Raw genomic sequence first — 25,852 nt, forward strand, 5'->3', positions numbered from 1 at the left:
GAAATCCTGCCGGAGTTGGCCATACTCACCAGCGACATTCTTGGGTCGGACAGCGGCACGGCGCTGGTCGAAAAGTCCACGTGCCCGTTTCGTGCGGCAACTTCCGTGACTCGGCGCTCGGCGGGGCCGCATCCGGCGGTGACACGACGCCCCAATGCCAGTGAGGGTTAGGCGAGGTTAGGGATGGCGGACCAACTCCAGCATGCGACCGAGGCGCTGCGCAAGGCGCTGGTCCAGGTGGAACGCCTGAAGCGCACCAACCGTGCGCTGCTGGAGCGCTCGAGCGAGCCGATCGCCATCGTCGGGATGTCGTGCCGCTTCCCCGGCGGGATCGACACCCCGGATGGCCTCTGGCAGATGGTGGCCGACGGCCGCGACGTGATGTCGGAGTTTCCCACCGACCGCGGCTGGGACCTCGCCGCCCTCTACGATCCGGATCCCGACGCGCGCCACAAGTGCTACGTCAACCGCGGCGGCTTCGTGGACGGCGTCGCCGACTTCGACGCCGCCTTCTTCGGGATCGCGCCCAGCGAGGCGTTGGCGATGGACCCGCAGCACCGGATGCTGCTGGAGCTGTCGTGGGAGGCGTTGGAGCGGGCCGGGATTGACCCGGGCGGGCTGCGCGGCAGCGCCACCGGGGTGTTCGCCGGGCTCATCGTCCAGGGCTACGGCATGTTGGCCGAGGAGATCGAGGGCTACCGGCTGACCGGCATGACCTCCAGCGTCGCCTCGGGGCGGGTGTCGTACGTGCTGGGACTGGAGGGCCCGGCGGTGTCGGTGGACACGGCGTGCTCGTCGTCGTTGGTGGCCTTGCACATGGCGGTGCAGTCGCTGCGGACGGGGGAGTGCGACCTGGCGCTGGCGGGCGGCGCGACCGTGAACGCCACGCCGACCGTCTTCGTCGAGTTCAGCCGGCACCGCGGGCTGGCGCCGGACGGCCGCTGCAAGGCGTACGCCGGGGCGGCCGACGGGGTCGGCTGGTCCGAGGGCGGCGCCATGCTGGTGGTGGAGCGGCTGTCGGACGCGCGGCGGCTGGGTCACCCGGTGCTGGCGCTGATCCGGGGCAGCGCGGTCAACCAGGACGGGGCCTCCAACGGGCTGACGGCCCCCAACGGCCCCTCGCAGCAACGGGTGGTGCGGGCGGCGCTGGCCAACGCGGGGCTGTCGGCGGCCGAGGTCGACGTGGTCGAGGGCCACGGCACCGGCACGACGCTGGGCGATCCGATCGAGGCGCAGGCGTTGTTGGCGACCTACGGGCAGGACCGGGCCGAGCCCCTGTGGTTGGGGTCGATCAAGTCAAACATGGGCCACACCCAGGCCGCCGCCGGGGCGGCCGGCGTGATCAAGATGGTGCAGGCGATGCGCCACGAGATGTTGCCGGCGACTTTGCATGTCGATGAGCCCAGCCCGCACGTGGACTGGTCGGCGGGCTCGGTGTCGCTGCTCACCGAGGCGCGGCCCTGGCAAACAGATCGACCGCGCCGGGCCGGGGTGTCGTCGTTCGGGATCAGCGGCACCAACGCGCACGTGATCGTCGAGGCCGCCCCGCCGGAGCCGGTGCGCGAAGCCCCTCCGGGGCGGCCGGTGGTTCCGTGGGTGGTGTCGGCGAAGTCGGCGGCGGCGCTGGCGGCGCAGGCGACGCGACTGGCCGAATACCTGCGCGCCCGCGCTGATTTGGACATCGCCGACGTGGGATGGACGTTGGCGGGGCGTTCGACGTTCGAGCATCGGGCGGTCGTGGTGGGCGGTGACCGGGCGGCGCTGCTGGCCGGGTTGGACGAGCTGGCCCGCGACGACCCGGCCGGATCGGTCGTCCGGGGCGTCGCGACGCCGGCTGGCAAGACCGTGTTCGTGTTCCCCGGCCAGGGTTCCCAATGGCTGGGCATGGGCGTCGAATTGTTGGACACCGCCCGGGTATTCGCCCAACAGATCCAGGCGTGCGAAGAGGCCTTCGCGGAGTTTGTCGACTGGTCGCTGACCGATGTGCTGCGCGGCGTGCCCGGTGCCGCGGGGATGGACCGCGTCGACGTCGTGCAGCCGGTGCTGTTCGCGGTGATGGTGTCGCTGGCCGAACTGTGGAAGTCGGTCGGGGTGAGCCCGGACGCGGTGATCGGCCATTCGCAGGGGGAGATCGCCGCGGCCTATGTCGCCGGCGCCTTGTCGTTGCGCGACGCGGCCCGGGTGGTCACGCTGCGCAGCAAGCTGCTGCGGTCGCTGGCCCGGCCCGGCGGCATGCTGTCGATCGCCTGCAGCACCGAGCGCGCCCGGGAGCTGTTGGCGCCCTACGGTAGTCGCGTCAGCATCGCCGCCGTGAACGGCCGCTCGGCCGTTGTGGTCTCGGGTGACGTCGCCGCGCTCGATGAGCTCGTCGGTTTCTGCGCCGACCTCGAGCTGCGCACCCGCCGGATCGACGTGGACTACGCCTCGCACTCGGTCGAGGTCGAGGCCATTCGCACCGACCTCACCGAAGCGCTGTCCGGCATCGAGCCGCGTTCCTCGCGCATCGCGTTCTTTTCTACCGTGACCGGAAGTCGTTTGGACACAGCGGGATTGGATGCCGAATACTGGTATCGCAACATCCGGCAGACGGTGCAATTCGACCAGGCGGTGCGCAGCGCGTGCGAGCACGGGTACCGCACGTTCGTGGAATCCAGTCCGCATCCCGCCCTGGTCGCGGGGATCGAGGACACCGTCAACGACCACGCGGGCGCGAAGACCGAGGCCTCGGAGGCCAAAGTCATCCCCACCCTGGGTCGCGACGACGGCGGACTGGACAGGTTCCTGGCTTCGGTTGCCACCGCGTTCGTCGCGGGCGTGAGCGTGGGCTGGCGCGGTGCGCTGGACGGCGCCGGCTTGGTGGAGCTGCCGACGTACGCCTTTGACCGGCGCCGGTTTTGGCTGTCCGGGGAGGGTGTCGCGGCCGACGCCTCGGGCCTGGGGCTGGACACCAGCGGGCACCCGCTGCTGAGCGCGGTCGTCGAGCTGCCCGCCTCGGGCGGCGTCCTCTTGACGGGCCGCTTGTCGCCAAGCCTGCAGGGCTGGCTGACCGATCACGCCGTTTCGGGCACGGTCGTGTTCCCCGGCTCCGGCTTCGTGGAGCTGGCGATCCGCGCCGGCGACGAGGTCGGGTGCTCGACGGTCGACGAGCTGACCCTGCGGGCGCCATTGTTGTTGCCGGCCAAGGGTTCCGGGTCGGGAACCTCGGGCAGCGTTGCAGTGCAAGTCGTGGTGGGTCCCGACGACGGCGGGTCCGGTCAGCGCGCGGTGTCGATCTTTTCGCGGCCCGATTCCGGCTCGGGATGGGTGTGCCACGCCGAGGGAACGCTGAGCACCGGTTCGGTCGAGCCGGGCGGGGATCTGTCGGCGTGGCCGCCGGCGGGGGCCGTAAAGGTCGACGCCGCCGACGGTTACGCGCGATTGGCGGCGCGCGGCTACGGCTACGGCCCGGCGTTCCAGGGCCTGACCGCGGCGTGGACGCGGGGCGACGAGGTGTTCGCCGAGGTGCGGCTGCCCGACGCCGCCGGGGGAGCGGGCGGATTCGGCGTCCACCCCGCGCTGCTCGATGCGGCGCTGCACGCGCTGGTCGTCAGCCACCAAATCGCCGGCGACGAAGTGGTGCTGCCGTTCTCCTGGCAGGGCGTGTCGCTGCACGCGGCCGGAGCGTCGGCGGTTCGTGCGCGCATCGCCCCGGCCGCCGGGTCGGCCAACGCCGTCTCGATCGAGCTGGCCGACGGGCTGGGGCTGCCGGTGCTGTCGGTGCGCGCGATGGTGGCGCGCCCGGTGAGCGAGGGGCAGCTGCGCGCGGCGGTGGCGGCATCGGGCCCGGACCGCCTGTTCGAGGTGGTGTGGTCACCGGCGTCGCCCGCGGCCAACGCCGAGACACCCCCGTATGAACTTTTCGAATCCCTTGTCGCGGAGGAGGATCCGGTTACCGGATCGCACGAGCGCACCCTGCGGGCGCTGGCCGCCCTGCAGTCGTGGCTGACCGAGCACGACACCGGGGTGCTGGTCGTCGCCACGCGGGGCGCGATGGGGCTGGCCGGGGAGGACGTTTCCGATCTGGCCGGCGCGGCGGTATGGGGACTGGTGCGTTCGGCGCAGACCGAGCACCCAAGCCGGATCGTGCTGGTGGATTCGGATGCGGCCCTCGACGACGGCGCGATCGCGACCGCGCTCGCGACCGGCGAGCCGGCGGTGCTGCTGCGTGGCGGCACGGCGTACACCGCGCGGGTACGCGGCAGCCGCGCGGTCGAGGGCATCCTGACGCCGCCGGAAGGCCGGCCCTGGCGCCTGGGGATCAGCAGCGCCGGCACCTTCGAAAACCTGCAGCTCGAGCCGGTTCCCAACGCCGATGCCCCCCTGGAGCCGGGTCACGTCCGGGTGGCGCTGCGCGCCATCGCCACCAACTTCCGCGACGTGATGATCACCCTGGGCATGTTCACCCACGACGCGCTGCTGGGCGGCGAGGGCGCCGGCGTGGTGGTCGAGGTCGGGCCGGGGGTCACCGAGTTCGCGGTCGGCGATTCGGTGTACGGCTTCTTCCCCGACGGCAGCGGCACGGTGGTGCCCGGGGACGTCCGCCTGCTGCTGCCGATGCCCGCCGACTGGTCCTACGCCGAAGCCGCCGGCGTCTCGGCGGTTTTCACGACCGCCTACATGGCGTTCGTCCACCTGGCCGACGTCAAGCCGGGGCAGCGGGTGTTGGTGCACGCCGCGGCCGGCGGGGTGGGGATGGCCGCGGTGCAGCTGGCCCGGTATTTGGGCCTGGAGGTGTTCGCCACCGCCAGCCGCGGCAAATGGGACACGTTGCGGGCCATGGGTTTCGACGAGGACCACATCGCGGATTCGCGCAGCCTCGAGTTCGAGGAGAAGTTCCGGGCGGTCACCGAAAGGACCGGCGCGGCCGGCATGGACGTGGTGCTGGACTCACTGGCCGGCGAGTTCGTCGACGCCTCCCTGCGCCTGGTCGCCCCCGGCGGGGTGTTCCTCGAGATGGGCAAGACCGACATCCGCGACCCGGGCCTGGTGGCCCGGGAATACCCGGGCGTCCGCTACCGCGCCTTCGACCTGTTCGAGCCCGGCCGTCCCCGGATGCACGAGTGGATGCTGGAGCTCGCCGCCCTGTTCGACGCCGGGATTCTGAACCCGTTGCCGGTGACGACATTCGACGTGCGGCGCGGCCGGGCGGCGTTGCGTTACCTGAGCCAGGCCCGCCACGTCGGCAAGGTCGTGATGACCGTGCCTGTGGGGCCGGGCGCGGGGCTGGCATCGGGCACCGTGCTGATCACCGGCGGCACGGGCATGGCGGGTTCGACGCTGGCCCGCCACCTGGTGGCGCGGCACGGTGTTCGGGAGTTGGTGCTGCTCAGCCGTGGCGGCCCGGACGCGCCGGGTGCCGCCGATCTGGTCGCCGAGCTGGCGGCCGCCGGTGCCGGCGCGCGAGCGGTCGCGTGTGACGCGGCGGACCGGGACGCGCTGGCGAGGGTGATCGCCGACGTCTCCGCGCGGGGGCCGTTGTCGGCCGTGATCCACGCGGCCGGGGTGCTGGACGACGCCACGGTCGGCTCGCTGACGCCCGAGCGCGTCGACGCGGTGTTGCGGGCCAAGGTCGACGCGGCGTGGAACCTGCACGAGTTGACCCGTGACCTGAATCCGTCCGCCTTCGTGATGTTTTCGTCGATGGCCGGGTTGGTGGGCTCTTCGGGGCAGGGCAACTACGCGGCGGCCAACTCGTTCCTCGACGGGCTGGCCGCCCACCGGCGGGCGCACGGGCTGCCGGCGATCTCGCTGGCGTGGGGGCTGTGGGATCAGGCCAGCGCCATGACCGGGGGACTCGACGCCGCGGGCCTCGCCCGGCTGGGCCGCGACGGGATCCTCGCGCTGTCCTCGGACGAGGCGATGGAACTGTTCGACACCGCCCTGATCGTCGACGAGCCGTTCCTCGCGCCCGCCCGCATCGATCTCGGCGCGCTGCGCGCCCACGCGGTCGCGGTGCCGCCGATGTTCGCGGAGCTGGTCAACGCGCCGACCCGGCGCCGGGTCGACGACTCGCTTGCCGCCGCGAAGTCGAAATCGGCGCTCGCGCATCGCCTGGACGGGCTCTCCGAAGCCGAGCAGCACGCCGTGCTCCTGGATCTGGTGCGTGCGCACATCGCCACGGTGCTGGGCAACACCACCGCCGAGGCGATCGACCCGGACAAGGCGTTTTCGGAGTTGGGCTTCGACTCGCTGACGGCGGTCGAGATGCGCAACCGGCTCAAAACCGCGACGGGACTGGCGCTTTCGCCCACACTCATCTTCGACTATCCGACCCCCAACGGCCTGGCCGGCTACATCCGCACCGAACTCGCCGGGGTCCCGCAGGAGATCAAGCACGCCCCGGTCGCTCGCGCCACCGACGACGACCCGATCGTGATCGTCGGCATGGCGTGCCGCTATCCGGGCGGGGTGAATTCCCCCGAGGACCTCTGGGACATCCTGATCGAGGGCCGCGACGTGCTCTCCGAATTTCCGCGCGATCGCGGCTGGGACCTGGCCGGGGTCTACAACCCGGACCCCGACGTCCCGGGCACCTGCTACACCCGCACCGGTGGCTTCGTGGACGGTGTCGCGGACTTCGACCCCGCCTTCTTCGGGATCGCGCCGAGCGAGGCGCTGGCCATGGACCCGCAGCAGCGGATGTTTCTCGAGCTGTCGTGGGAAGCCTTGGAACGGGCGGGAATTGAGCCCGGCGGGCTGCGGGGCAGCGCCACCGGCGTGTTCGCCGGGGTGTACACCCAGGGCTACGGGATGGGCGCCGCGCCGACCGTGGAGGGCTTCCGGCTGACCGGGCAGTCGTCGAGCGTCGCGTCCGGGCGAATCTCGTATGCGCTGGGGCTGGAAGGCCCGGCGGTGTCGGTGGATACGGCGTGTTCGTCGTCGCTGGTCGCGCTGCACATGGCGGCGCGGTCACTGCGCTCGGGCGAATGCGATCTGGCCCTGGCCGGGGGCGTCACGGTCAACGCCACGCCCGACATCTTCGTGGAGTTCAGCCGCATGCGCGGGTTGTCCGTCGACGGCCGCTGCAAGGCGTTCGCCGGGGCCGCCGACGGCACCGGCTTCGCCGAGGGCGGCGGCATGCTGGTCGTCGAGCGGTTGTCGGACGCGCGGCGGCTGGGGCACCCGGTGCTGGCGATGCTGCGCGGTTCGGCGATCAACCAGGACGGCGCCTCCAACGGGCTGACCGCGCCGAACGGCCCGTCGCAGCAGCGGGTGGTGCGTGCCGCGCTGGCCAGCGCGGGACTGTCGGCGGCCGACGTGGACGCGGTCGAGGGCCACGGCACCGGAACCACCCTGGGCGACCCGATCGAGGCGCAGGCGTTGTTGGCGACCTACGGGCAGGACCGGGGTTCGAACGGGCCGCTGTGGCTGGGGTCGATCAAGTCGAACATGGGGCACACGCAGGCCGCCGCCGGCGTCGCGGGGGTGATCAAGATGGTGCTGGCCATGCGCCACGAAACGTTGCCCGCGACACTGCATGTCGACGAGCCCAGCCCGCATGTGGACTGGTCGACGGGCTCGGTGTCGCTGCTCACCGAGGCGCGACCCTGGCCCGCCGATCGGCCGCGCCGCGCCGGGGTGTCGTCGTTCGGGATCAGCGGCACCAACGCACACGTGATCGTCGAGGCCGTGCCGGCCGAGCCGCCGCCCGCGGACCGCCCCGCGGTGCCGGTGGTGCCGTGGGTCGTGTCGGCGAAATCGCCGTCGGCCCTGCGCTCTCAGGCCGCCCGCCTGGCGGCTCACCTGCGGGCCCACCCCGACCTGGACATCGCGGATGTGGGCTGGTCGCTCGCGGGCCGCTCGACCTTCGAACAGCGGGCCGTCGTCGCCGGCGCCGACCGCGACCGGCTGCTGACCGGTCTGGACGAGTTGGCCGGGGACGAGTTGGCCCCCTCGGTCGTTCGCGGCGCGGCGAGCGCCGGCAAGACCGCCTTCGTGTTCCCCGGCCAGGGATCCCAAACGCTGGGCATGGGAAGGGGATTGCACGCCGCATACCCGGTCTTCGCCGAGGCGTTCGACGCCGTCGTGGCCGAACTGGATCGGCACCTGCTCCGCCCGCTGCGCGAAGTCATCTGGGGGGACGACGAAAACCTTTTGAACAGCACCGAATTCGCACAGCCGGCGCTGTTCGCGGTGGAGGTTGCCCTGTTCCGGCTGCTGGAATCCTGGGGCGTGCGCCCCGACTTCGTGCTGGGCCACTCCATCGGAGAGCTGTCGGCCGCGCACGTCGCCGGGGTCCTGTCGCTTGAGAACGCCGCGGTGCTGGTGGCGGCCCGGGGCCGATTCATGCAGGCGCTGCCCGAGGGCGGGGCGATGATCGCGGTGCAGGCCACCGAAGAAGAGGTGCGGCCGCTGCTGGCGTCCGCCGACCGGGCCGGCGTCGCCGCCGTCAACGGGCCCACCTCGGTGGTCATCTCGGGCGCACAGCAAGCGGTGGCCGCGGTCGCCGACCGGCTTCGCGCGGACGGCCACCGAACCCATCGACTCGCGGTTTCCCACGCCTTCCACTCCCCGCTGATGGACCCGATGGTCGACGAGTTCGGAACCGTCGCAGCGGGACTCGCCGTCGGCGCGCCGACCATCCCGATCGTGTCGAACGTGACCGGGCAGCCGGCGGGGGAGGACTTCGCCACCGCGGCGTACTGGAAGCGACACGTGCGCGAGGCGGTGCGGTTCGCCGACAGCGTGCGGTTCGCGCAGTCCGCCGGCGCCACCCGCTTCTTCGAGGTCGGACCGGGCAGTGGCCTGACGGCATCGATCGAAGAGACGCTGGCCGACGTGCCGGTGACGACGATGTCCGCGCTGCGCAAAGACCGGCCCGAGCCGGCGGCCCTGGTCGACGCCGTCGCGCACGGGTTCGTCGCGGGGATGGACGTGAACTGGCGCGGCCCCCTCGGCAGAGCGGGCTTCGTCGAGTTGCCCACGTACGCCTTTGACCGCCGGCGCTTTTGGCTCTGCGGCGACGACGCCACGGTCGACGCCGCCGGCCTGGGGCTGGCCGCGAGCCAGCACGCCCTGCTCGGCGCCGTGGTCGAACTGCCGGCCTCCGGCGGGGTGGTGCTGACCGGTCGGCTGTCGCCGAGCGCGCAGGGCTGGCTGGCCGATCACGCCGTCGGCGGTGTGGTGCTGTTTCCGGGGGCGGGATTCGTCGAGCTGGCGATCCGCGCCGGCGACGAGGTCGGCTGCGGAATCGTCGACGAGCTGAATTTGGCGGCGCCGCTGGTGTTGCCGGCCGACGGGGCGGTCGCGGTTCAGGTGGTCGTCGGCGGACCCGACGACTCGGGCGCCCGCGCGGTTTCGGTGTTCTCCCGCGCCGAAGCGGGCCCGGGCTGGTCCCTGCACGCCGAAGGTGCGCTGCGGGCGGGCTCGGTGCAGCCGGGCGCGGACCTGTCGGCGTGGCCGCCGCCGGGCGCGGTCCCGGTGGACGTCGGCGACGGATACGAGCGACTGGCCGAGCGGGGCTACGGGTACGGGCCCGCGTTCCGCGGCCTGACGTCGATGTGGCGCCGCGGCGACGAGGTCTACGCCGAGGTGAGCCTGCCGGCGAACGCCGGGGTGTCGACGGCCGGGTTCGGGGTGCACCCGGCGATGCTCGACGCCGCGTTGCACGCGGTCATCCTGGCCTCCGGCGACGACGAACTCGCGGCGGGCTCGATGCTGGTCCCGTTCTCGTGGCAGGGGGTGTCGCTGCACGCCGCGGGGGCGGCGGCGGTGCGGGCGCGGATCGTGCCGGCCGGCGAGTCGTCCGTGTCGATCGAATTGGCCGACGGGTTGGGGCTGCCGGTGCTGTCGGTGGCGTCGATGGTCGCGCGCCCGGTGACCGATCGGCAGCTGCTGGCCGCGGTGTCGAGTTCGGGGCCGGATCGGCTCTTCGAGCTCGTGTGGTCCGCCCAGCCGTCCGCGGCGGTGCAGCCGGTGTCGCTGTCGGTCTGGGGTGACACGGCCCCTGCGGAACCCGGCTCCGACGGCACGGCCGAACGCTCGGCGGTGCTGTTCGAATCCGCGCCGGTGGCCGGCGACGTCGTGGCGGAGGTCTACGCGGCGACCCGAGCCGTGTTGCCGGTGCTGCAGGCGTGGCTGGCGGGCGACGGCGTGGGAACGCTGGTGGTGTCGACCCGTGGGGCGATGACGCTGCCGGGCGAGGACGTCACCGATTTGGCCGGCGCCGCGGTCTGGGGGCTGGTGCGCTCGGCGCAGACCGAACACCCCGGGCGAATCGTGCTCGTCGACACCGATGCGCCCCTGGACGCCGACGCCGTGGCGGCGGTCCTCCAGCTCGGCGAGCCGCAGGCGTTGCTGCGCGACGGGACCGCCTACACCGCCCGGGTGCTCGGCAGCCGCGCGGTCGGGGGCCTGTTGGTGCCGCCCGACGACGGGCCGTGGCGGATGGGCATGAGCAGTTACGGCACGATCGAGAACCTGCGGCTGGAGCGGATTCCCGACGCCGACGCGCCGCTGGGGCCCGGGCAGGTGCGGGTCGCGCTGTCGGCCATCGCGGCCAACTTCCGTGACGTCATGATCGCGCTGGGCCTCTATCCCGATCCGGACGCGATCATGGGCATCGAGGCGGCGGGCGTCGTCGTAGAAGTCGCAGAAGCCGGCCCCGAAACCGACTCGCAGGACCGGCGTTTCGCGGTCGGCGACCGCGTCATGGGGCTGTTCCCGGACGGGACGGGCACGATCGCCAGGACCGACGAGCGGCTGCTGGCCAGGGTGCCGGACGGCTGGTCGTACACCGCCGCCGCGACGACGTCGGTGGTGTTCGCCACGGCGCGCTACGCGCTGGTGGACCTGGCCGACGCCAGGCCCGGCCAGCGGGTGCTCGTGCACGCCGCGGCCGGCGGGGTGGGGATGGCCGCGGTGCAGCTGGCCCGCAACCTCGGCCTGGAGGTGTTCGCGACGGCCAGCCGCGCCAAGTGGGACACGTTGCGGGCCATGGGTTTTGACGACGACCACATCGCGGATTCGCGCAGCCTCGAGTTCGAGGAGAAGTTCCGGGCGGTCACCGCCAGGACCGGCATGGCCGGGATGGATATCGTGCTGGACTCGCTGTCCGGTGATTTCGTGGACGCCTCTTTGCGGCTCACGGCGCCCGGCGGGGTGTTCCTGGAGATGGGCAAGACCGACATCCGCGACCCCGAGGCCGTCGCCCGCGACCACTCCGGGGTCCGTTACCGCGCCTTCGACCTCTTCGAGGCCGGGCCGGACCGCATCGCGCAGATGCTCGACGAGTTGGCCGCGATGTTCGGCGAGGACGTCCTGCGGCCGCTGCCGGTGACGAGGTTCGACGTGCGGCGCGCGCCCGCCGCGCTGCGCTATCTGAGCCAGGCCCGCCACGTCGGCAAGGTCGTGATGACCATGCCCGATGCGTGGGCGGCGGGCACGGTGCTGATCACCGGTGCGTTCGGGATGGCCGGCTCGGCCGTCGCACGGCACGTCGTGGCCCGCCACGGCGCGCGCAACCTGGTGCTGGTCAGCCGGCGCGGGCTGGACGCGCCGGGCGCGGCGGAGCTGGTGGCCGAGTTGAGCGCGGCCGGCGCGCGGGTGGAGGCGGTGGCCTGTGACGCCGCCGACCGCGAGGCCCTGGCGAAGGTGATCGCCGAGATCCCGATGCAGCACCCGCTGAGCGCGGTCATTCACGCCGCCGGGGTCTTGCACGACGCGGTGGTGACGTCACTGACTCCCGAGCGGCTCGAGGCGGTGCTGAGCGCCAAGGTCGATGCGGCATGGAACTTGCACGAATTGACCCGCGACCTGGATGTGTCGGCGTTCGTGATGTTCTCGTCGATCGCGGGGCTCGCGGGCGCATCGGGCCAGGGCAACTACGCCGCGGGCAACTCGTTCCTGGACGGGCTGGCGGCGCATCGGCGGGCCCACGGGCTGCCGGCGGTCTCGCTGGGCTGGGGCCTGTGGGATCAGGCCAGCGCCATGACCGGTGGGCTGGGCGCCGCCGACCTCGCCCGCTTCGGCCGCGACGGGATCGTCGCGATGTCCTCGGGGCAGGCGCTGGAATTGATGGACACCGCGCTGGTCGTCGACGAGCCGTTCATGCTGCCCGCCCACATCGATCTCGAGGCGCTGCGCGCCAAGTTCGACGCGGGCACGCTGCCGCCGATGTTCGTCGACCTGATCAACGCGCCCACCCGGCGCCGGGTCGACGACTCGCTGGCAGCCGCGAAGTCGAAATCGGCGCTCCTGCAACGCCTCGAGGGGCTGCCCGAGGACGAGCAGCACGCGATCCTGCTGGACCTGGTGCGTTCGCACATCGCCACGGTGCTGGGCAACGCCGGCGCGGAGGCCATCGACCCGGACCGGGCGTTCCAGGAGCTGGGCTTCGACTCGCTGACCGCCGTCGAGATGCGCAACCGGCTGAAAGCGGCGACGGGGCTGGCGCTTTCGCCGACGCTCATCTTCGACTACCCGAACTCCGCCGCGCTGGCCGGCTACATGCACCGCGAGCTCGTCGGCGCGTCCGAACAACCCCCCGCGGCCGCCGCGGCCGGGGAGGCCGAAATCCAGCGGGTCGTCGGGTCGATCCCCGTCAAGCGCCTCCGGCAGGCCGGGGTCTTGGAGCTGCTGCTCGCGCTGGCCAATGAGGCCGACGGGGGCGCGAACGCGCCGGCCGCCGCCGCGGCCGCGGAGAAGGACCTGGCCGACATGGACCTCGACGACCTGGTCAACGCGGCGCTGATGGACGACGACGAATAGCGGCGCGCATGAGTGAGCTCAGGCCTTTTTCGTGAGGATCGCGGTCACCGGCGCCAGCGGTGTGCTCGGCCGCGGCCTGGCCGCCCGCCTGCTCGGCATGGGTCACGACGTCGTCGGCATCGCCCGGCACCGGCCCGAAAGCTGGTCGAGCGCGGCCGAGTTCGTCGCGGCCGACATCCGCGACGCCGCCGCGGTCCGCCGCGCCGTCGCCGGCGCGGACGCGGTCGCCCATTGCGCGTGGGCACGCGACACACGGAAGGCACGCGACAGCGAGCAGGTCAACATCGGCGGAACGAGCAACGTCCTCGCGGCGACGGCGCCGTCGGCGCGCATCGTTTTCCCGTCATCGGCGCACGTCTACGGCGGGGGAAAGGCGCCGCACCCCGAGTCCGACGCGGCGTCGCCCGGGTCCGCCGTCGGCGCCCACCAGGCCCGCGTCGAGGAGATGCTCGCGCGCGCGGGCGTCGAATCGGTGGCGGTGCGCTGCGCGCTCGTCGTCGGGCGCGGCGTCGACAACTGGGTGCGCCGGGTGCTGGCCCTGCCCGCCTTTCCCGGCGGCTGGGCGGACCGCCGCGTGCAGGTCGTCCACGTCGACGACGCGCTGCGGCTGCTTGCGCGCGCCGTCCTGGACGACGAAATCGCAAGTGGTCCCGTGAATCTCGCCGCCCCCGGAGCGCCGACGGTCCGCGACATCGCCGGTACGCTCGGGCGTCCGCTCGTCCCGGTGCGCCTCGCCGCGTTCGCCGGGCTGTGCGCGCCGCTGATGAACACCGCGCGGCTGCGCGACGAGTGGGGGTTTCAACCGGCCTTCAGCGCCGATGAATGCTTCGAAGACCTCGAGTCGGGCGTGCGCGGGCGGGTGACGCTCGGCAAGCGGGTGATATCCGTGCCGTGGCGGCTGGCCCGCATCCAGGAGTTGCCCGCCGTCGACGCGCCCGCCGAGGATGGGGTGGCGCCCCGATTGGCCGGGCCGGAGGGGGCCAACGGCGAATTCGACACGCCGATCGACCCCCGCTTCCCGACCTACCTGGCCACCAACCTCTCGGAGGCGCTGCCGGGCCCCTTCTCGCCGTCGTCGGCGTCGGTGACCGTGCGCGGCCTGCGGGCCGGCGGCGTGGCCATCGCGGAGCGGCTCCGGCCGGGCGGGATCATCCAGCGGGAGATCGCCATGCGCACCGTCGCGGTGTTCGCGCACCGGCTGTACGGCGCCATCACGTCCGCGCATTTCATGGCCGAAACCGTGCCGTTCGCCAAGCCCGCGACGATCGTCAGCAAGAGCGGATTCTTCGGCCCCAGCATGGCGTCGCTGCCGATCTTCGGGGAGGAACGCCCCCCGATCGAAACCGGCCGCGCGCGAAGGCGATTGCGCACGCTGCGCAACATCGGGGTGTTCGCGGTGAACCTGGTCGGGCTGAGCGCGGGCTCGGCCGAGGACACCCGCGCCCTGGCCGCCGATGTCGACCGGTTGGAGCGCCTCGCCGGCGGGGACCTCTCCCGCCTCGACGATCCCCGGCTGCACAGCCTGATCCTGCTGGCCCGCGACGACGTCGTGTACAGCTGGGTGCTGGCGTCGGGGTCGTTCATGCTGTGCGCGGCGTACAACGTGTTGCTGCGCGGCCTGTGGGGCCGCGACGCCGCCCCGCCGGCCGGCCCGGAACTGGTCAGCGCGCGTTCGGTGGAGGCGGTGCAGCGGTTGGTGGTCGCCGCCCGGCGAGACCCGAAAGTGACCGGCGCGCTGGCCGATCCCGGCCCCCACCTCGAGCGGCTGGCCGCCGATGCGCCCGGCTTCTACGCCGCAGTGCGCGACGAGCTGGGGCTGATCGGGCACCGGGGCCCCGCCGAACTGGAGATGCTGTCCACCAGTTACGCCGACGACCCCGAGTTGCTGATCCGGATGGTCACCCGCGCGATGAGCGCGCCCGCGGCGGCGCAGCCGGCCCACCCGCGGATCCCGTTGCGCGCCAGGCCCGTCGCCGCGCTGTTCGCCCGGCAACTGCGCGACCGGGAGGTCCGCCGCGACAAAATGGTGCGGGCCAACTGGGTGCTGCGCGCGCTGCTGCGCGAATGCGGGCGCCGGCTGGCCGGCGCCGGCGCCCTCGCCGGCCCCGATGACGTGTTCTACCTCCTGGTCGACGAGATCGACGCCCTGCCGGCGGATGTCGCGAAGCTGGTGGCCCGGCGGCGCGAGGAACAACGCAGGCTGGCCGGCGTCGTGCCGCCGACGGTGTTCAGTGGCAGCTGGCAGCCGACCGGCACGTCGTCCCCGGCGCTGGCCGGCGGGGACACCCTGCGCGGGGTCGGCGTCTGTGGGGGGCGGGTTCGCGGCCGGGTCCGGATCGTGCGGCCCGAAACCATCGACGACCTCCAGCCCGGCGAGATCCTGGTGGCCGAGGTCACCGACGTCGGCTACACCGCCGCCTTCTGCTACGCCGCCGCGGTGGTGACCGAGCTGGGCGGCCCGATGTCGCACGCCGCGGTCGTCGCGCGCGAGTTCGGGTTCCCGTGCGTCGTCGACGTTCAGGGGGCCACCAAGTCGCTGCCACCCGGCGCGATGGTCGAGGTCGACGGCGCCACCGGCGAGATCCGGGTGCTCGAGCTCGCCGCGGAAGACACGGTGCGCTAGCCGAATTCGATGTCCAGGCCCAGCGGCCCGCTCAGTCCCAGCATCGGCTTCCACGGTGACACCGCGACGCGGCGCGGGTTGCTCATGCGCCGGGCGAGGACCTTGAGGGCCCCGGCGAGCTCGACTCGGGCGAGGTTGGCGCCCAGGCAGTAGTGGGCGCCGCCGCCGAAGGTCAGGATGGGTGGCGGGTCGGTCCGGGTGATGTCGAATCGGTCCGGGTTCGGATAGACCTCCGGGTCGCAGTTGGCGGCGTAGGTGTTCACCGAAATGAAGGTGCCGGCCGGAAAGGTGTAGTCGGCGAACGTGACATCGTCGAGGACGGTGCGAAGCGTGGCACACACGGCGGGCGAGTGGCGCATGCATTCCTCGACCGCTTGCATCGCGAGGCCGGGATCGTCGCGGAGCAACGCCAGCTGATCGGGATGGTCACACAGCGCGTGCATGGACGCGGCGAGCTGATTGCGGGTGGTGTCGGTGCCGGCGCTGAGAATGCTGAACGCCAGCATGCGCATCTCCGCGTCGCTGAGTCGGTCGCCCCCGTCCTGGGCGCGAATCAATTCGGAGATCAGGTCGTCGGTCAGCCGGCCGCGCCGCTCGGTGATCATGTCGTCGATGTAGGCGTCGAACTCGTCCCACGCCCGCATGACGACGTCCTGCTCGCCGACGAGGTCGGAGTCCAACCGGACGATCTTGAAGATGTCCTCGGCCCATCGCGAGAACTGCTCCCAGTCCTCGGGCGGCGCGCCCAGCAGCGCGCAGATGATCGGGATCGGGTAGGGCCGGGCGATGTCGGCGACGAAATCACATCGGCCGGTGTCGGCGACCCGATCCACCAGTTCGTTGATCACGGAGGCGATGGTGCCTTCCATGCGCGCCGACGCCCGCGGCGTGAAGGCCTTCGACACCAGGCTGCGCAATCGCCGATGCTCCTCGCCTTCCATGCCCAGGATGGTGCCCAGCACCCTGTCGTAGAGCGGGCCGGACGTGATGCCGCGCGCGGTCATGTGCATGCCGGGCGGGAACACGAATCGGGGGTCGCGCAGTATCCCGCGGGCCAGTTCGTAGCCGAGTACCTCGGGACCCAGCGGGCCGATGGCGATCGGGGACTGCTCGCGGACCTCGTGAATGCGCGGGGCGACTTCGTGCACGGTGTCGGTGATGTCGTAGTGCAGGGTCGGGAGTCCCGCGTCGAAGACGCTGGGTGCTGCGGTGCCGACGGTCATCGTGACTCCTTTTGTGGCGCAACGCGTTATGCGACGGAAGCGTTGTGATCAGCCCGGTTGGTAGCGTTTGGGAAGGACTTCGATCGGTGCCGCGATGGCCTCACCTGGAGCCAGCTCCCCGGAATTCGGCAGGTCCGGCATCAACCTCGCCGTGGCGGTGTCGGCGATCGCGGTGAAGTTGTCCCGCACCTTTTCGATCGTGAGCTCGGAGTCGTAGTGGCCGGTGGTCTGACCGAAGACGCGAACGCTCACGTTTCCGCCGCCCGCCTCGAGGTTGGCGCCGGACACCGGACAATCCTCGTGGGCCAGGAACGCCACGGCCGGTGACACCAAACCGGTCGGGAAGTGATCCTCCATCAGCTTCGTGAACGCGGATGGGTCGTTGAAATGCCTTATGGCGCTGGTGTTGGCGGCCGGGCCCAGCGCGTTGACCTTGATGCCGAGCGGGGCGCCTTCGAGGGCGAGGCCGCGTGTCAGGCCGAATATCCCGCCCTTGGCGGCACCGTAGATGGACAGGTGTTGCACCCCGAACATCGCCCCGGACGTGGTGTTCACGATGCGGCCGTAGCCGGCGCGTCGCAGGTGGGGCCACGCCGCCCGGCACATCCACACCGTTCCCATCAGGTGCACGTCGATGACCCTGCGGATGTCGGCGTCGGTGATCTCGTCGAACTGCGTCATGAAGCAGATCCCGGCGTTGTTGATCAGGATGTCGAGGCGGCCCCACGCGTCCAGCGCGGTCTGGACGACGCTGCGTGCGCCGTCCTCGTCGGCGACGCTGTGCAGGTCGGCGACCGCCTCGCCGCCCGCCGCGCAAATCTCCTCGGCCACCTGTTCGGCGTTGGCCCGCAGTATGTTTCGCCCATCGGGACCGACACCGAGGTCGTTGACGACCACCTTGGCTCCGCGCTCGGCGAGCAGCCTGGCGTGTGACCGGCCCAGGCTCGGCTCCCGCCCCCCGGCGCCGGTGACGATCGCGACCCTTCCGTCGAACCTGAGCTCACTCACGACGGCTCCGTCGCGAGCATCCGCAGCTGCAGGCGGGGCATCGGCAGGTCGGCCAGGTCGAGCTGCGGGAGCCCCCTGGGGTCACGCGTCGCGGCCATGCCGTCTGTTCCCTTCGTTCGGCGGGGTCACGGGATGTTGGTCGCCAGGAAGGTCAGCGGCAAACCCAAAACGGACAGGTCGATCTCGTCGAGATAGGAGCCCTCACCGGAGAAGCTCTGGCGGAATCGCGTTGTGGCCCCGTTGCGCTCGGCGATGGCTTCGGCCGCCGCGGCGTCCGGGACGCGCAGCACCACCGTGTAGATCCCGTCGCCGTGGCGGTCGAGGAACTCGGCGACCGATCGGGCGACCGCGGCGTCCGAGCCGGGGGTCGGGCTGATCAGCTCGACGCCGCGGTTCCAATCCAGGTGAACGTCGACACCGAGTTCGGCCAGCTGCAGGGTCTCGAACGCGAAGCCGAGATCGGTGAACAGTTGCGCCGTGGCCGCGCGCCGCTCCGGCGCCACCGCGAAAACGACGTGGTGGAGCGACGATTGGGTTTCGGCGGGCATCGTGCCTCCTTCAGCCGGTGGTCAACACTCCGCGCGGCAGGACGCCGCACAGATCGGTGTAGGTCAGGATGCCGGGAGGAGCCGAGACCACGGCCGGTATCGCGGCGATCGCCGGCATGGCCGTGATGGTGAGTCCCAGCATGATGTAGTCGTCCAACGTTTCGCCCGCAAAGTCCGGGGGTGGCAGGAAGCTCAGCGTGGTCTTGATCGTCGGCCGCCCCTGGACCTCGATGGTGTAGCCCATGTCCAGCGGCCAGTCCGGGTCCAGAGACTGGCCCTTGCGCCAGCGTCCGCGGATCTCGATGACCTCTCGGCCACCGACGATGCCCTGCCACCGGACGTCGACGCCGGCTACGCAACCCTTCCCGATCGTCCAGTCTCCCGGGAGGTGGAGATCCTCTGTGGTCTGGGCGTACTGGGCTGCGCAGCGCACGTCGTCGAGTTCGGTGCCCAGCGCGTCGGCGATCAGCAGCACGCCGTCGCGGAAGATCCCGGAGCCGTTCGCGGTGATCGCCGGGAGGTCCGGTTGGTCGATGGGATAACCGAAGCCCATCGGTATTTCGGTGGCCGGCGAGTTGTAAATAGTCGTGTCAACGGATTCCAGCATGGACACCCTGTCCACCCGGTCGGAAAGGCCCGCCGACACGATGGCGAACAGCTGGATGAAGCCCGGGTTGATGCCGCTGCCGAATATGGTGGCCCCGCCCTCGCGGCAGGCCCGGGCGATGCGGTCGCGACCCGCACCGAGGAAGTGGCCCGTGATGAAGCCGGCCGTGCCCACCACGTTGATGCCGGCGCCGAGGATGCGGACGAGCTCGTCGACGTCGGCGAACATCGGGTTGTAGACCACGCAGTCGGGCCGCAGGGCCAGCAGGGCGTCGACGTCGTTGGTGGCCTTCACATTCATGGGTTCGATCCCGCACAGCTCGCCGACGTCGCGCCCGGCCTTGCCCGGCGACCAGGCATAGCAGCCGACGAGCTCCAGTGTCGGGTTGGCGACTATCGCCCGCACCGAAGCCTTGCCGACGTTACCCGTCGTCCACTGAACGACCCGATAGGTCAACCGGCCGGCCCTTTCACGGGTGCGGCGCCGCGTGATCGCGGGCCGCCTGGCGGGCGAGCCGGTCGTCGTGGATCTTCACGAGTTCGCGGAATCCGAGGCGGTGATACTTCGGGATGGGCTGGATTCCCCAGATGTCTTGGGCGGTGGCCTTTCCCTCGGCGCCCTCGGGCGGCCCGAACGGCGGGTAGGGGTACTTGCATTCCAGCGTGTCGTTCGAGTACCGCACCTTGAGCAGCTCGCTGCAGATCTCGGTGAGGCTGAGCGTGGGGTAGCCGTAGTAGACGGCCATGAACGGCAGGGTGAACGCGCCCTCGATGACCAGGGCGACCAGGCAGACCAGGACCGCACGCTTGATCCATTTGTGCATCCGCGCGTAGTACGGCGTGGTGCCCGGCGGCAGCTCCTCGGCCGGGTTCTTTTCCTCGTCGGGTGCGGGGGCCGGTGTGGCTGTCACGGTGGGTGCTCCTTCGAAAGTGTTCAGTCGGTGAAGATTTCGCGGTTGACGGTGTGGAGGTAGGGGATCGCGAGGAACGGGGTGATGTAGAAGATGTCGTAGAGCCACCAGCCGACGACGGGGAACACCACGCCGGCGTAGCGCACGTCGGCGAACATGGTCATGTTGAACACGTAGCCGATCCAGATCACCACGCCCATCCAGCAGGTGATCACCATCCATTGGTGGCCCCAGCGCTTCATCTGCAGGAAGCCGATCGCCGCCGCGATCCGCATCGTGAAGACGGTCAGGATGAGGCCGACCTCCCAGGCCTTCTCCCCGGGACCCGCGGCGCCGCCGACCCACAGCTCGTTGTAGTGCCAGAAGTAGCCCGCGTCGAACATGTTGCCCCAACCGACCATCAAGACCCGGTTGATGAGGGTGTGGTTGGCCACCAGGTCCAGCGCCCAGCCGAGGCTGTTCAGGCAGCCGTCGATCAGGACCAGATACCCGATCAGGGTCACGATCATCGGGCGAACCGACAGCCCGGCGCGCAGCGCCTGCCGCTGCAACCAGACGCCGCGCACGAAGATGGGAAACCCGATCAGCCCCGGGACCCACATTCCCATCAGCGCGGCCCCGACGATCATCCATTTGTCTGCCCGGCGCTGCGATCGACGGGACCGTTCGTAGTGATCGTCGAGCCCGACCGGGGCGGCTTGGCCCGCGTCGGCCGAAACGTGGTTCACCGACGGCGGATTCATAAATTCCACCAGCCCCGGGCGAACGACATGTAGAGCTGGATGAGGAACATCGTCAGCAGGTAGCCGTAGATGGCGACCTGCACGACGATGAGCGCCCTCTTGCGTTTGCGTTCTTTCTGGTCGATCACGATCGGCTCCCTTTCTTACGTGGTCTGACTTGCTGACGTTTCGGCGGCGGCCAGGGTGGCGGCCGCGACCTCGCGCAGACCGTCGGTGACCGCGCCGTCGACGCTCAGCGGCGCGAGGATGCAGGCCTCCGCCGCGTCCAGTTCGTCCGCGCCCGAGGCGATCAGGTGCGCGGCGCTGACCAGCACCCTGGTCGACGGCGGCTCGAAGTGAAAGGCTTGGTCGGCGGTGCGGATCGCGACCGCGCACCGGACCAGCCGCCGCGCCGCGGCGATCGGGATGCCCGCCTCGGCGACGATCACCTCGGCCTCGCGGTCGGGCGCCAGATACGTCATCGGGAGGGTGACGAACCGCTGGCGAAACGACGGCTTGAGCTCCTTGAGCGAACTGCGATAGGCCGGGTTGTACGAACACACCAGCATGAACGTGTCCGGGGCGCGCACCACCTCGCCGGCGCGGTCCAGATACAGCGACCGGCGGTGGTCGGTCAGCGAATGCAGGACGGCCAGCGAGTCGTGGCGGGCCTCGACGACCTCGTCCAGATAGCAGATGGCACCGGCCTTGACCGCCCGGGTCAGCGGGCCGTCCGTCCAGACCACGTCGCCGCCGGTCACCATGAACCGGCCGACGAGGTCGGAACTGGTCAGGTCGTCGTGGCAGCTGATGGTGACGACGGGTCGCTGCAGCAGCACCCCCATGTGCTCGACCAGCCGCGTCTTGCCGCAACCGGTTGGGCCGGTGAGCATCACGGGCATGCGGCGGCGGTAGGCCTGCTCGAACAGCCGCACTTCGTTGCCGCTCGCGAGGTAGGTGTCGGTGGTCATGTCGTCCTTGGCGTCGTTCTTGCGGTGACGGGGCGGTGGTGGGCGGTCATGCGGCGACGAGTTGTCGATGGACGTGGGCGAGCACCCGCGGCAGGTCCTCCACCCGCCGGATGCGTTGGGAGCGGCGCGGCCCGAACACGTCCGGCAGGGGATCGACACGGGCGGGCCCGACGCCCACGTAGTACATCGACACCCCCGCGTCGCCGGCCTCCTCGACCGCGTGGGCGACGTCCGCCCAGGCGTAGCGGCCCTCGTAACCCTCGTCGGAGATGAGCCCGTCACCGATGACGATCAGCAGCCGCCGCTCGGAACGCTGCGCCAGCAGACGGCTGGTCAAATGGCGAAGTGGCGCACCGAGTCTGGTGTAGCCGCTGGTGCGCAGGCCCAGTCCGCTGGGCGGCACGAACCGGCGGTCCTCGAAGTCCTTGAGGCAGTGCACCTCGACCCGGTGCCGGGTGTTGCCGGTGAACACGAACACGCCGTGGCGCTCACGGGCGAGCGTCATGGCCCGCGAAAGGGCATCGGCGCAAGTCAGTTCCAGCCGGAAGATGCGTCCGCCGTGCACCCCCAGCGACGAACTGCCGTCGAGCAGCAGGGCGGTGGCGACGTCGCGGCCACTCGGCAGCAGTTCGCGGAAGATGCGCGGCTCGCCGGCCTCACCGGTCGCCAGATCGATGTAGTGGCTGACGTATTGGTCGACGTCGAGGTCCGAGCCGTCCTCGCGGCGGTTGGTCATGGCGCGATGGGTGTGTTCCTCGAACCACTTGCGCACGTCGACGGTGACCGGTGCCGGGTCCCGCATGGGGCGGGCGTGCGCGCGCTCGAGGACGGCCACGTGGTCGGGCAGGAAGCGCTGCGTCCACATGTTCCATTCGGGGTACGGGATGCCGGGCCGGTTCTCGGGGGAGACGCCGGCGTCGTCGTCCTGGGGCCTGCTGGGCGGCGGCAAGTTGGGATTGCGGATGCCGCCGTCGCCGCCGACGGGAACGGAGTAGGGCTGCGGCAGGCGCTTTTGCGTTGAGGTCCATGGCATCCTGCCGAACCGGCGCCGCAGGTTGTCGGCCAGCCCGCGCGGTGTCGTGTGGGCCGCCGGCAGGCCGCCCAGCAGCGGATGGACCGTGAGGGCGCGGGTCGTCCGGGCCAGCGATATCGCCAGGTTGAGCATTTCGACCGCGCCCAGGTCGGCGTCGCGGGCGCACAGGTCGGGCACCGCCCGCCGCAGCTCCGGCAGCAGGCCCGGCCAGCGCCGCGCCATCCAGCCGAGGGCGACGCCGGCTTCGACCAACGTGAGCGCGCACAGCTCGCGCGTCGACAGCTCGTTCAACCGGTAGTCGGTGATGCGCTCCTTCGACGGCGAACACTGCATTGCCACACCGCATGTCAGGGTGCGGCGCGTCCAGCCGGGCTTGGCCGAATCGGGGCCCAAGTCGGGGGCGGGATAGGGGACGTGGACGAACGCCAGGCTCCCGTTCAGGCCGAACGCGCGGCGTTCGCCGGTGACCAGGCGGGCGCCCTCGCGGCGGCCTTCGCTGAACGCGACCGCGGTCACGGCGCAACTCCGTTCGACCGCCATCGCGCCCGCATCCGAACAGTCAGCCATGGGCCGAACCGCCTAGAACGTCCCGATGTTGGAGAACAGCCAATACCAGAACCAGATGACCAGCCCGGTGCCGCCCCAGGCGGCGACGTAACGAAGGATCTCCCAGACATAAGCCACGATCCGACCTCCTCGATGGCGGGTTCCACACCGCCCCTGTGCCGAAGGACTGAAACATTCGAAACATGCGAAACATTCGGTGATACCTGTTGGCCGCCACGTCAATCGGTGAAGATCTCGCGGTTGACGCTGTGCAGGTACGGGATCGCCAGGAACGGGGTGATGTAGAAGATGTCGTACAGCCACCACCCGACGACCGGCAGCACGACGCCGGCGTAGCGCACGTCCGCGAACATGGTCATGTTGAACACGTAGCCGATCCAGATCACCACGCCCATCCAGCAGGTGATCACCATCCATTGGTGGCCCCAGCGCTTCATCTGCAGGAAGCCGATCGCGGCCGCGATCCGCATCGTGAAGACGGTCAGGATGAGGCCGACCTCCCAGGCCTTCTCCCCGGGACCCGCGGCGCCGCCGACCCACAGCTCGTTGTAGTGCCAGAAGTAGCCGGCGTCGAACATGTTGCCCCAGCCGTTGAGCAGCACGCGGGCCAGCAGGGTGTGGTTGGCCACCAGGTCGAGAGCCCACCCGACGGTGTTGATCGCGGCGTCGATGATGACCAGATAACCGATCAGGGTCACGAGCATCGGCCGGACCGACAGCCCCTCGCGCTGTCCCCGGCGCAGCAGCCACACGCCGCGCAGGAACAGCGGCAGGCCGAAGACGCCGAGGGCGGCGGTGCCGATCAACAGGCTCCCGCTGATGAGCCACTTGTCGGCCTGCCGCTGGGCCAGCGCCGACCGCTCCACGTGGTCGTCCAACGCGACGTGGCCTTGCTGCGCCTGCGCCAGATTCACGGGCCCTCCTCGCCGTCAACGCCGGCAGATCAAGTGCGGGTACCACCATAACAAACTGACTATAGTCATCGTAAGCGCGCGGCCGGGAAGACCGGTGGCGGATGCGTCTGTGACATAGCGGCTATGTGGCACTCCTCATCGGAGCGGTTGTATCCCCAAACTGACATCAGTCAGCCGGTCCGACCGTTGACATCGGCTCGGCGGCGTGCCTACGCTGTGCGAACGCTCAGCCGAGGAGTCGCAATGTCGTTGCAGCCGTTGGAATCTTCGACCGACCGCAAATATCGCGTGATCCAGTGGGGCATGGGCAATGTCGGATCGGTGGCGCTGCGCCACTTCATCGGCAACCCCGCATACGAGGTGGTCGGCGTGCTGTGCAACCGCCCGGAGAAGGTGGGCAAGGACGCCGGCGAGCTCGTCGGCACCGCCCCCATCGGCGTGCTCGCCACCACCGACAAGGACGCCATCGAGGCGCTCGACGCCGATTGTGTCTTCTACGCGCCGCTGTGGTCGGATCCCGACGAGGTCTGCCGCCTGCTGCGCGGCGGCAAAAACGTGGTCGCCTCGGGCGGGGCCTGGTGGTACCCAACCGAACACAGCAGGGCCGACATCGACAAGATCGACGCGGCCTGCCGCGAGGGCGGCGTCTCGTTCCACGCGGGCGGCATCAACCCCGGTTTCGCCGGGGACCTGCTCGTGCTGACCCTGGCCCGCATCGTGAGCCGGATCGACGCCATCGACATCTACGAGGTGGTGAACTTCGGCAAGGACACCCTGAAGTATCTGCACGAGATGGGGATGGGCAGCGACCCCGACGAGTTTCGGTCCGGGCCAAATCTTTTGGGCAACGCATGGCCGTTGTTCGCCCAGTCGATGGCCATGGTGGCCGAAGGGTTCGGGAAGGTGGTGGACAAGTACACGACCGAGGTGGATCTGGGCACGGCGACGCGGGACATCCCGTTCGAGGGAGGGCCGACCAGCGACATGCCGGGCTTCAAGGGCGTGATCAAGAAGGGCACCGTCGCCTCCCAGCATCACAAGTGGACGACGTGGGTGGACGGCAGGCCCTTCATGACGTTCCACGAGATGTACACCATGGACGAATACGACGCCATTGAGCCGCAACCGGATTGGGGCGGTCACTATCACTACCGCATCGTGATCCGGGGCGACGAGCCCACCGAGTTGATCCTGCAAGCACCGCCGGATGCCAGCGGCAACTATCCCAAGCCCGGGTACACCTGGACCGCGATGGGCCCGGCCAACACGATTCCGGCGGTGTGCGACGCCGCCCCGGGGTTCCTCACGCACAAGGAACTCGGGCTGGTGTCGCTGCGCGGCCTCGTGCGCTCCTAGGGCGCCAGGCTGCGCAGCGTCCGCGCGACGTAGTCTTCGAGCAGCGCGTTGCCCGTCGGCCACCCGGTCGTGGTGACCAACAGCGCGTAGAGGCCCAGCAGGAAGAACACCGCGCTGTTCATCGGGTTGACGTCGGCGGCCGTCTCACCGCGCTCCTGAGCGTCGGCGATCTCCTGGGCGACCGCGACGATCAACGGGTGATCCCGGCCGTCCTCGGCGGGCGGCCGCGTGGGTGAGAAGTGCAGCGCCAGAAAGTCTTTGAAGAGCAGATCGCCCAGCCGGCGCTCCAACCCGACCACCATCCGGACGGCCTCGTTCAGGGTCGCCGAGAGGTCGTGCTTGGACTTGAGGAACTGTGCCAGCTGCTTGGCCATGCGCTCCTCTTCGCGGCGCTCCAGCTCGAGCAGCACATGCTCCTTGGTCGGGAAGTGGAAGAAGAAGGTGCCGTGAGCGACCCCGGCCGCGGCGACGATCGTGCTGACGTCGGCGTCGGTCATCCCGGACCTGGTGAACTCGGCGATCGCGGCGCCCAACAACCGCTCCCTGGTCTGCAGGCGCTTCGCCTCACGCGCAGATAGCTTGTCCGCCACCGCCATTTCAGTCCTCACGGTTGACCCGGCTCG

General features: G+C 70.7%; 14 protein-coding genes. 3 read left to right on the forward strand and 11 right to left on the reverse strand.

Annotated elements, in window-relative coordinates; all coding sequences use genetic code 11:
• Positions 1–183 precede the first annotated feature (183 nt).
• On the forward strand, positions 184–12,747 hold the full coding sequence (locus tag BST11_RS10365) for a type I polyketide synthase (RefSeq protein ID WP_083137893.1): 12,564 nt from the start codon (positions 184–186) through the stop codon (positions 12,745–12,747).
• 31 nt (positions 12,748–12,778) lie between these two features.
• Positions 12,779–15,370: a sugar epimerase family protein gene (locus BST11_RS10370; RefSeq protein ID WP_083137894.1), complete on the forward strand. Its 2,592-nt coding sequence runs from the start codon at positions 12,779–12,781 to the stop codon at positions 15,368–15,370.
• Here BST11_RS10370 and BST11_RS10375 read toward each other — a convergent pair.
• From BST11_RS10375 to BST11_RS10415, 10 genes are all read right to left on the reverse strand, one after another.
• A complete protein-coding gene (locus BST11_RS10375; RefSeq protein ID WP_083137895.1) occupies positions 15,367–16,593 on the reverse strand; it encodes a cytochrome P450 in 1,227 nt (408 codons plus the stop codon). The genes BST11_RS10370 and BST11_RS10375 overlap by 4 nt on opposite strands.
• Positions 16,594–16,641: 48 nt before the next feature.
• Entirely contained in the window at positions 16,642–17,601 is a 960-nt protein-coding gene (locus BST11_RS10380) for an SDR family NAD(P)-dependent oxidoreductase (protein WP_083137896.1), read from the reverse strand.
• A 125-nt stretch (positions 17,602–17,726) separates the two neighbouring features.
• Positions 17,727–18,149 carry a VOC family protein gene (locus tag BST11_RS10385; protein ID WP_083137897.1) on the reverse strand — a complete coding sequence of 141 codons (423 nt, stop codon included), beginning with the start codon at positions 18,147–18,149 and terminating at the stop codon, positions 17,727–17,729.
• 10 nt (positions 18,150–18,159) lie between these two features.
• The gene (locus tag BST11_RS10390; protein WP_083137898.1) at positions 18,160–19,212 is read right to left on the reverse strand and encodes an NAD(P)H-dependent amine dehydrogenase family protein; all 1,053 of its coding nucleotides are present in this window, start codon (positions 19,210–19,212) and stop codon (positions 18,160–18,162) included.
• Between the two features lie 13 nt (positions 19,213–19,225).
• The gene (locus tag BST11_RS10395) at positions 19,226–19,666 is read right to left on the reverse strand and encodes a hypothetical protein (RefSeq protein WP_083137899.1); all 441 of its coding nucleotides are present in this window, start codon (positions 19,664–19,666) and stop codon (positions 19,226–19,228) included.
• A gap of 23 nt (positions 19,667–19,689) precedes the next feature.
• Positions 19,690–20,409, reverse strand: a complete 720-nt coding sequence (locus tag BST11_RS10400) for a hypothetical protein (protein WP_083137900.1) — start codon at positions 20,407–20,409, stop codon at positions 19,690–19,692.
• Positions 20,406–20,537: a hypothetical protein gene (locus BST11_RS28935; protein WP_264010450.1), complete on the reverse strand. Its 132-nt coding sequence runs from the start codon at positions 20,535–20,537 to the stop codon at positions 20,406–20,408. The genes BST11_RS10400 and BST11_RS28935 overlap by 4 nt, the downstream gene beginning before the upstream one ends.
• A 15-nt stretch (positions 20,538–20,552) precedes the next feature.
• Positions 20,553–21,359 (reverse strand): CbbQ/NirQ/NorQ/GpvN family protein, encoded by an 807-nt coding sequence (locus BST11_RS10405; RefSeq protein WP_083137901.1) that lies wholly within the window; start codon positions 21,357–21,359, stop codon positions 20,553–20,555.
• A gap of 46 nt (positions 21,360–21,405) precedes the next feature.
• Positions 21,406–22,959 carry a nitric oxide reductase activation protein NorD gene (locus tag BST11_RS10410; RefSeq protein WP_083137902.1) on the reverse strand — a complete coding sequence of 518 codons (1,554 nt, stop codon included), beginning with the start codon at positions 22,957–22,959 and terminating at the stop codon, positions 21,406–21,408.
• A 218-nt stretch (positions 22,960–23,177) separates the two neighbouring features.
• On the reverse strand, positions 23,178–23,873 hold the full coding sequence (locus BST11_RS10415) for a hypothetical protein (RefSeq protein WP_083137903.1): 696 nt from the start codon (positions 23,871–23,873) through the stop codon (positions 23,178–23,180).
• A gap of 243 nt (positions 23,874–24,116) precedes the next feature.
• Here BST11_RS10415 and BST11_RS10420 point away from each other — a divergent pair, with 243 nt between their 5' ends.
• Positions 24,117–25,229, forward strand: coding sequence for an NAD(P)H-dependent amine dehydrogenase family protein (locus BST11_RS10420; protein WP_083137904.1), 1,113 nt, complete (start codon positions 24,117–24,119; stop codon positions 25,227–25,229).
• Here the strand turns inward: BST11_RS10420 and BST11_RS10425 are convergent.
• On the reverse strand, positions 25,226–25,825 hold the full coding sequence (locus BST11_RS10425) for a TetR/AcrR family transcriptional regulator (protein WP_083137905.1): 600 nt from the start codon (positions 25,823–25,825) through the stop codon (positions 25,226–25,228). The two genes, BST11_RS10420 and BST11_RS10425, sit on opposite strands and share 4 nt — an antisense overlap.
• Positions 25,826–25,852 lie beyond the last annotated feature (27 nt).

The sequence above is a fragment of the Mycobacterium alsense genome (genome assembly GCF_002086635.1).
GTDB lineage: Bacteria > Actinomycetota > Actinomycetes > Mycobacteriales > Mycobacteriaceae > Mycobacterium > Mycobacterium alsense.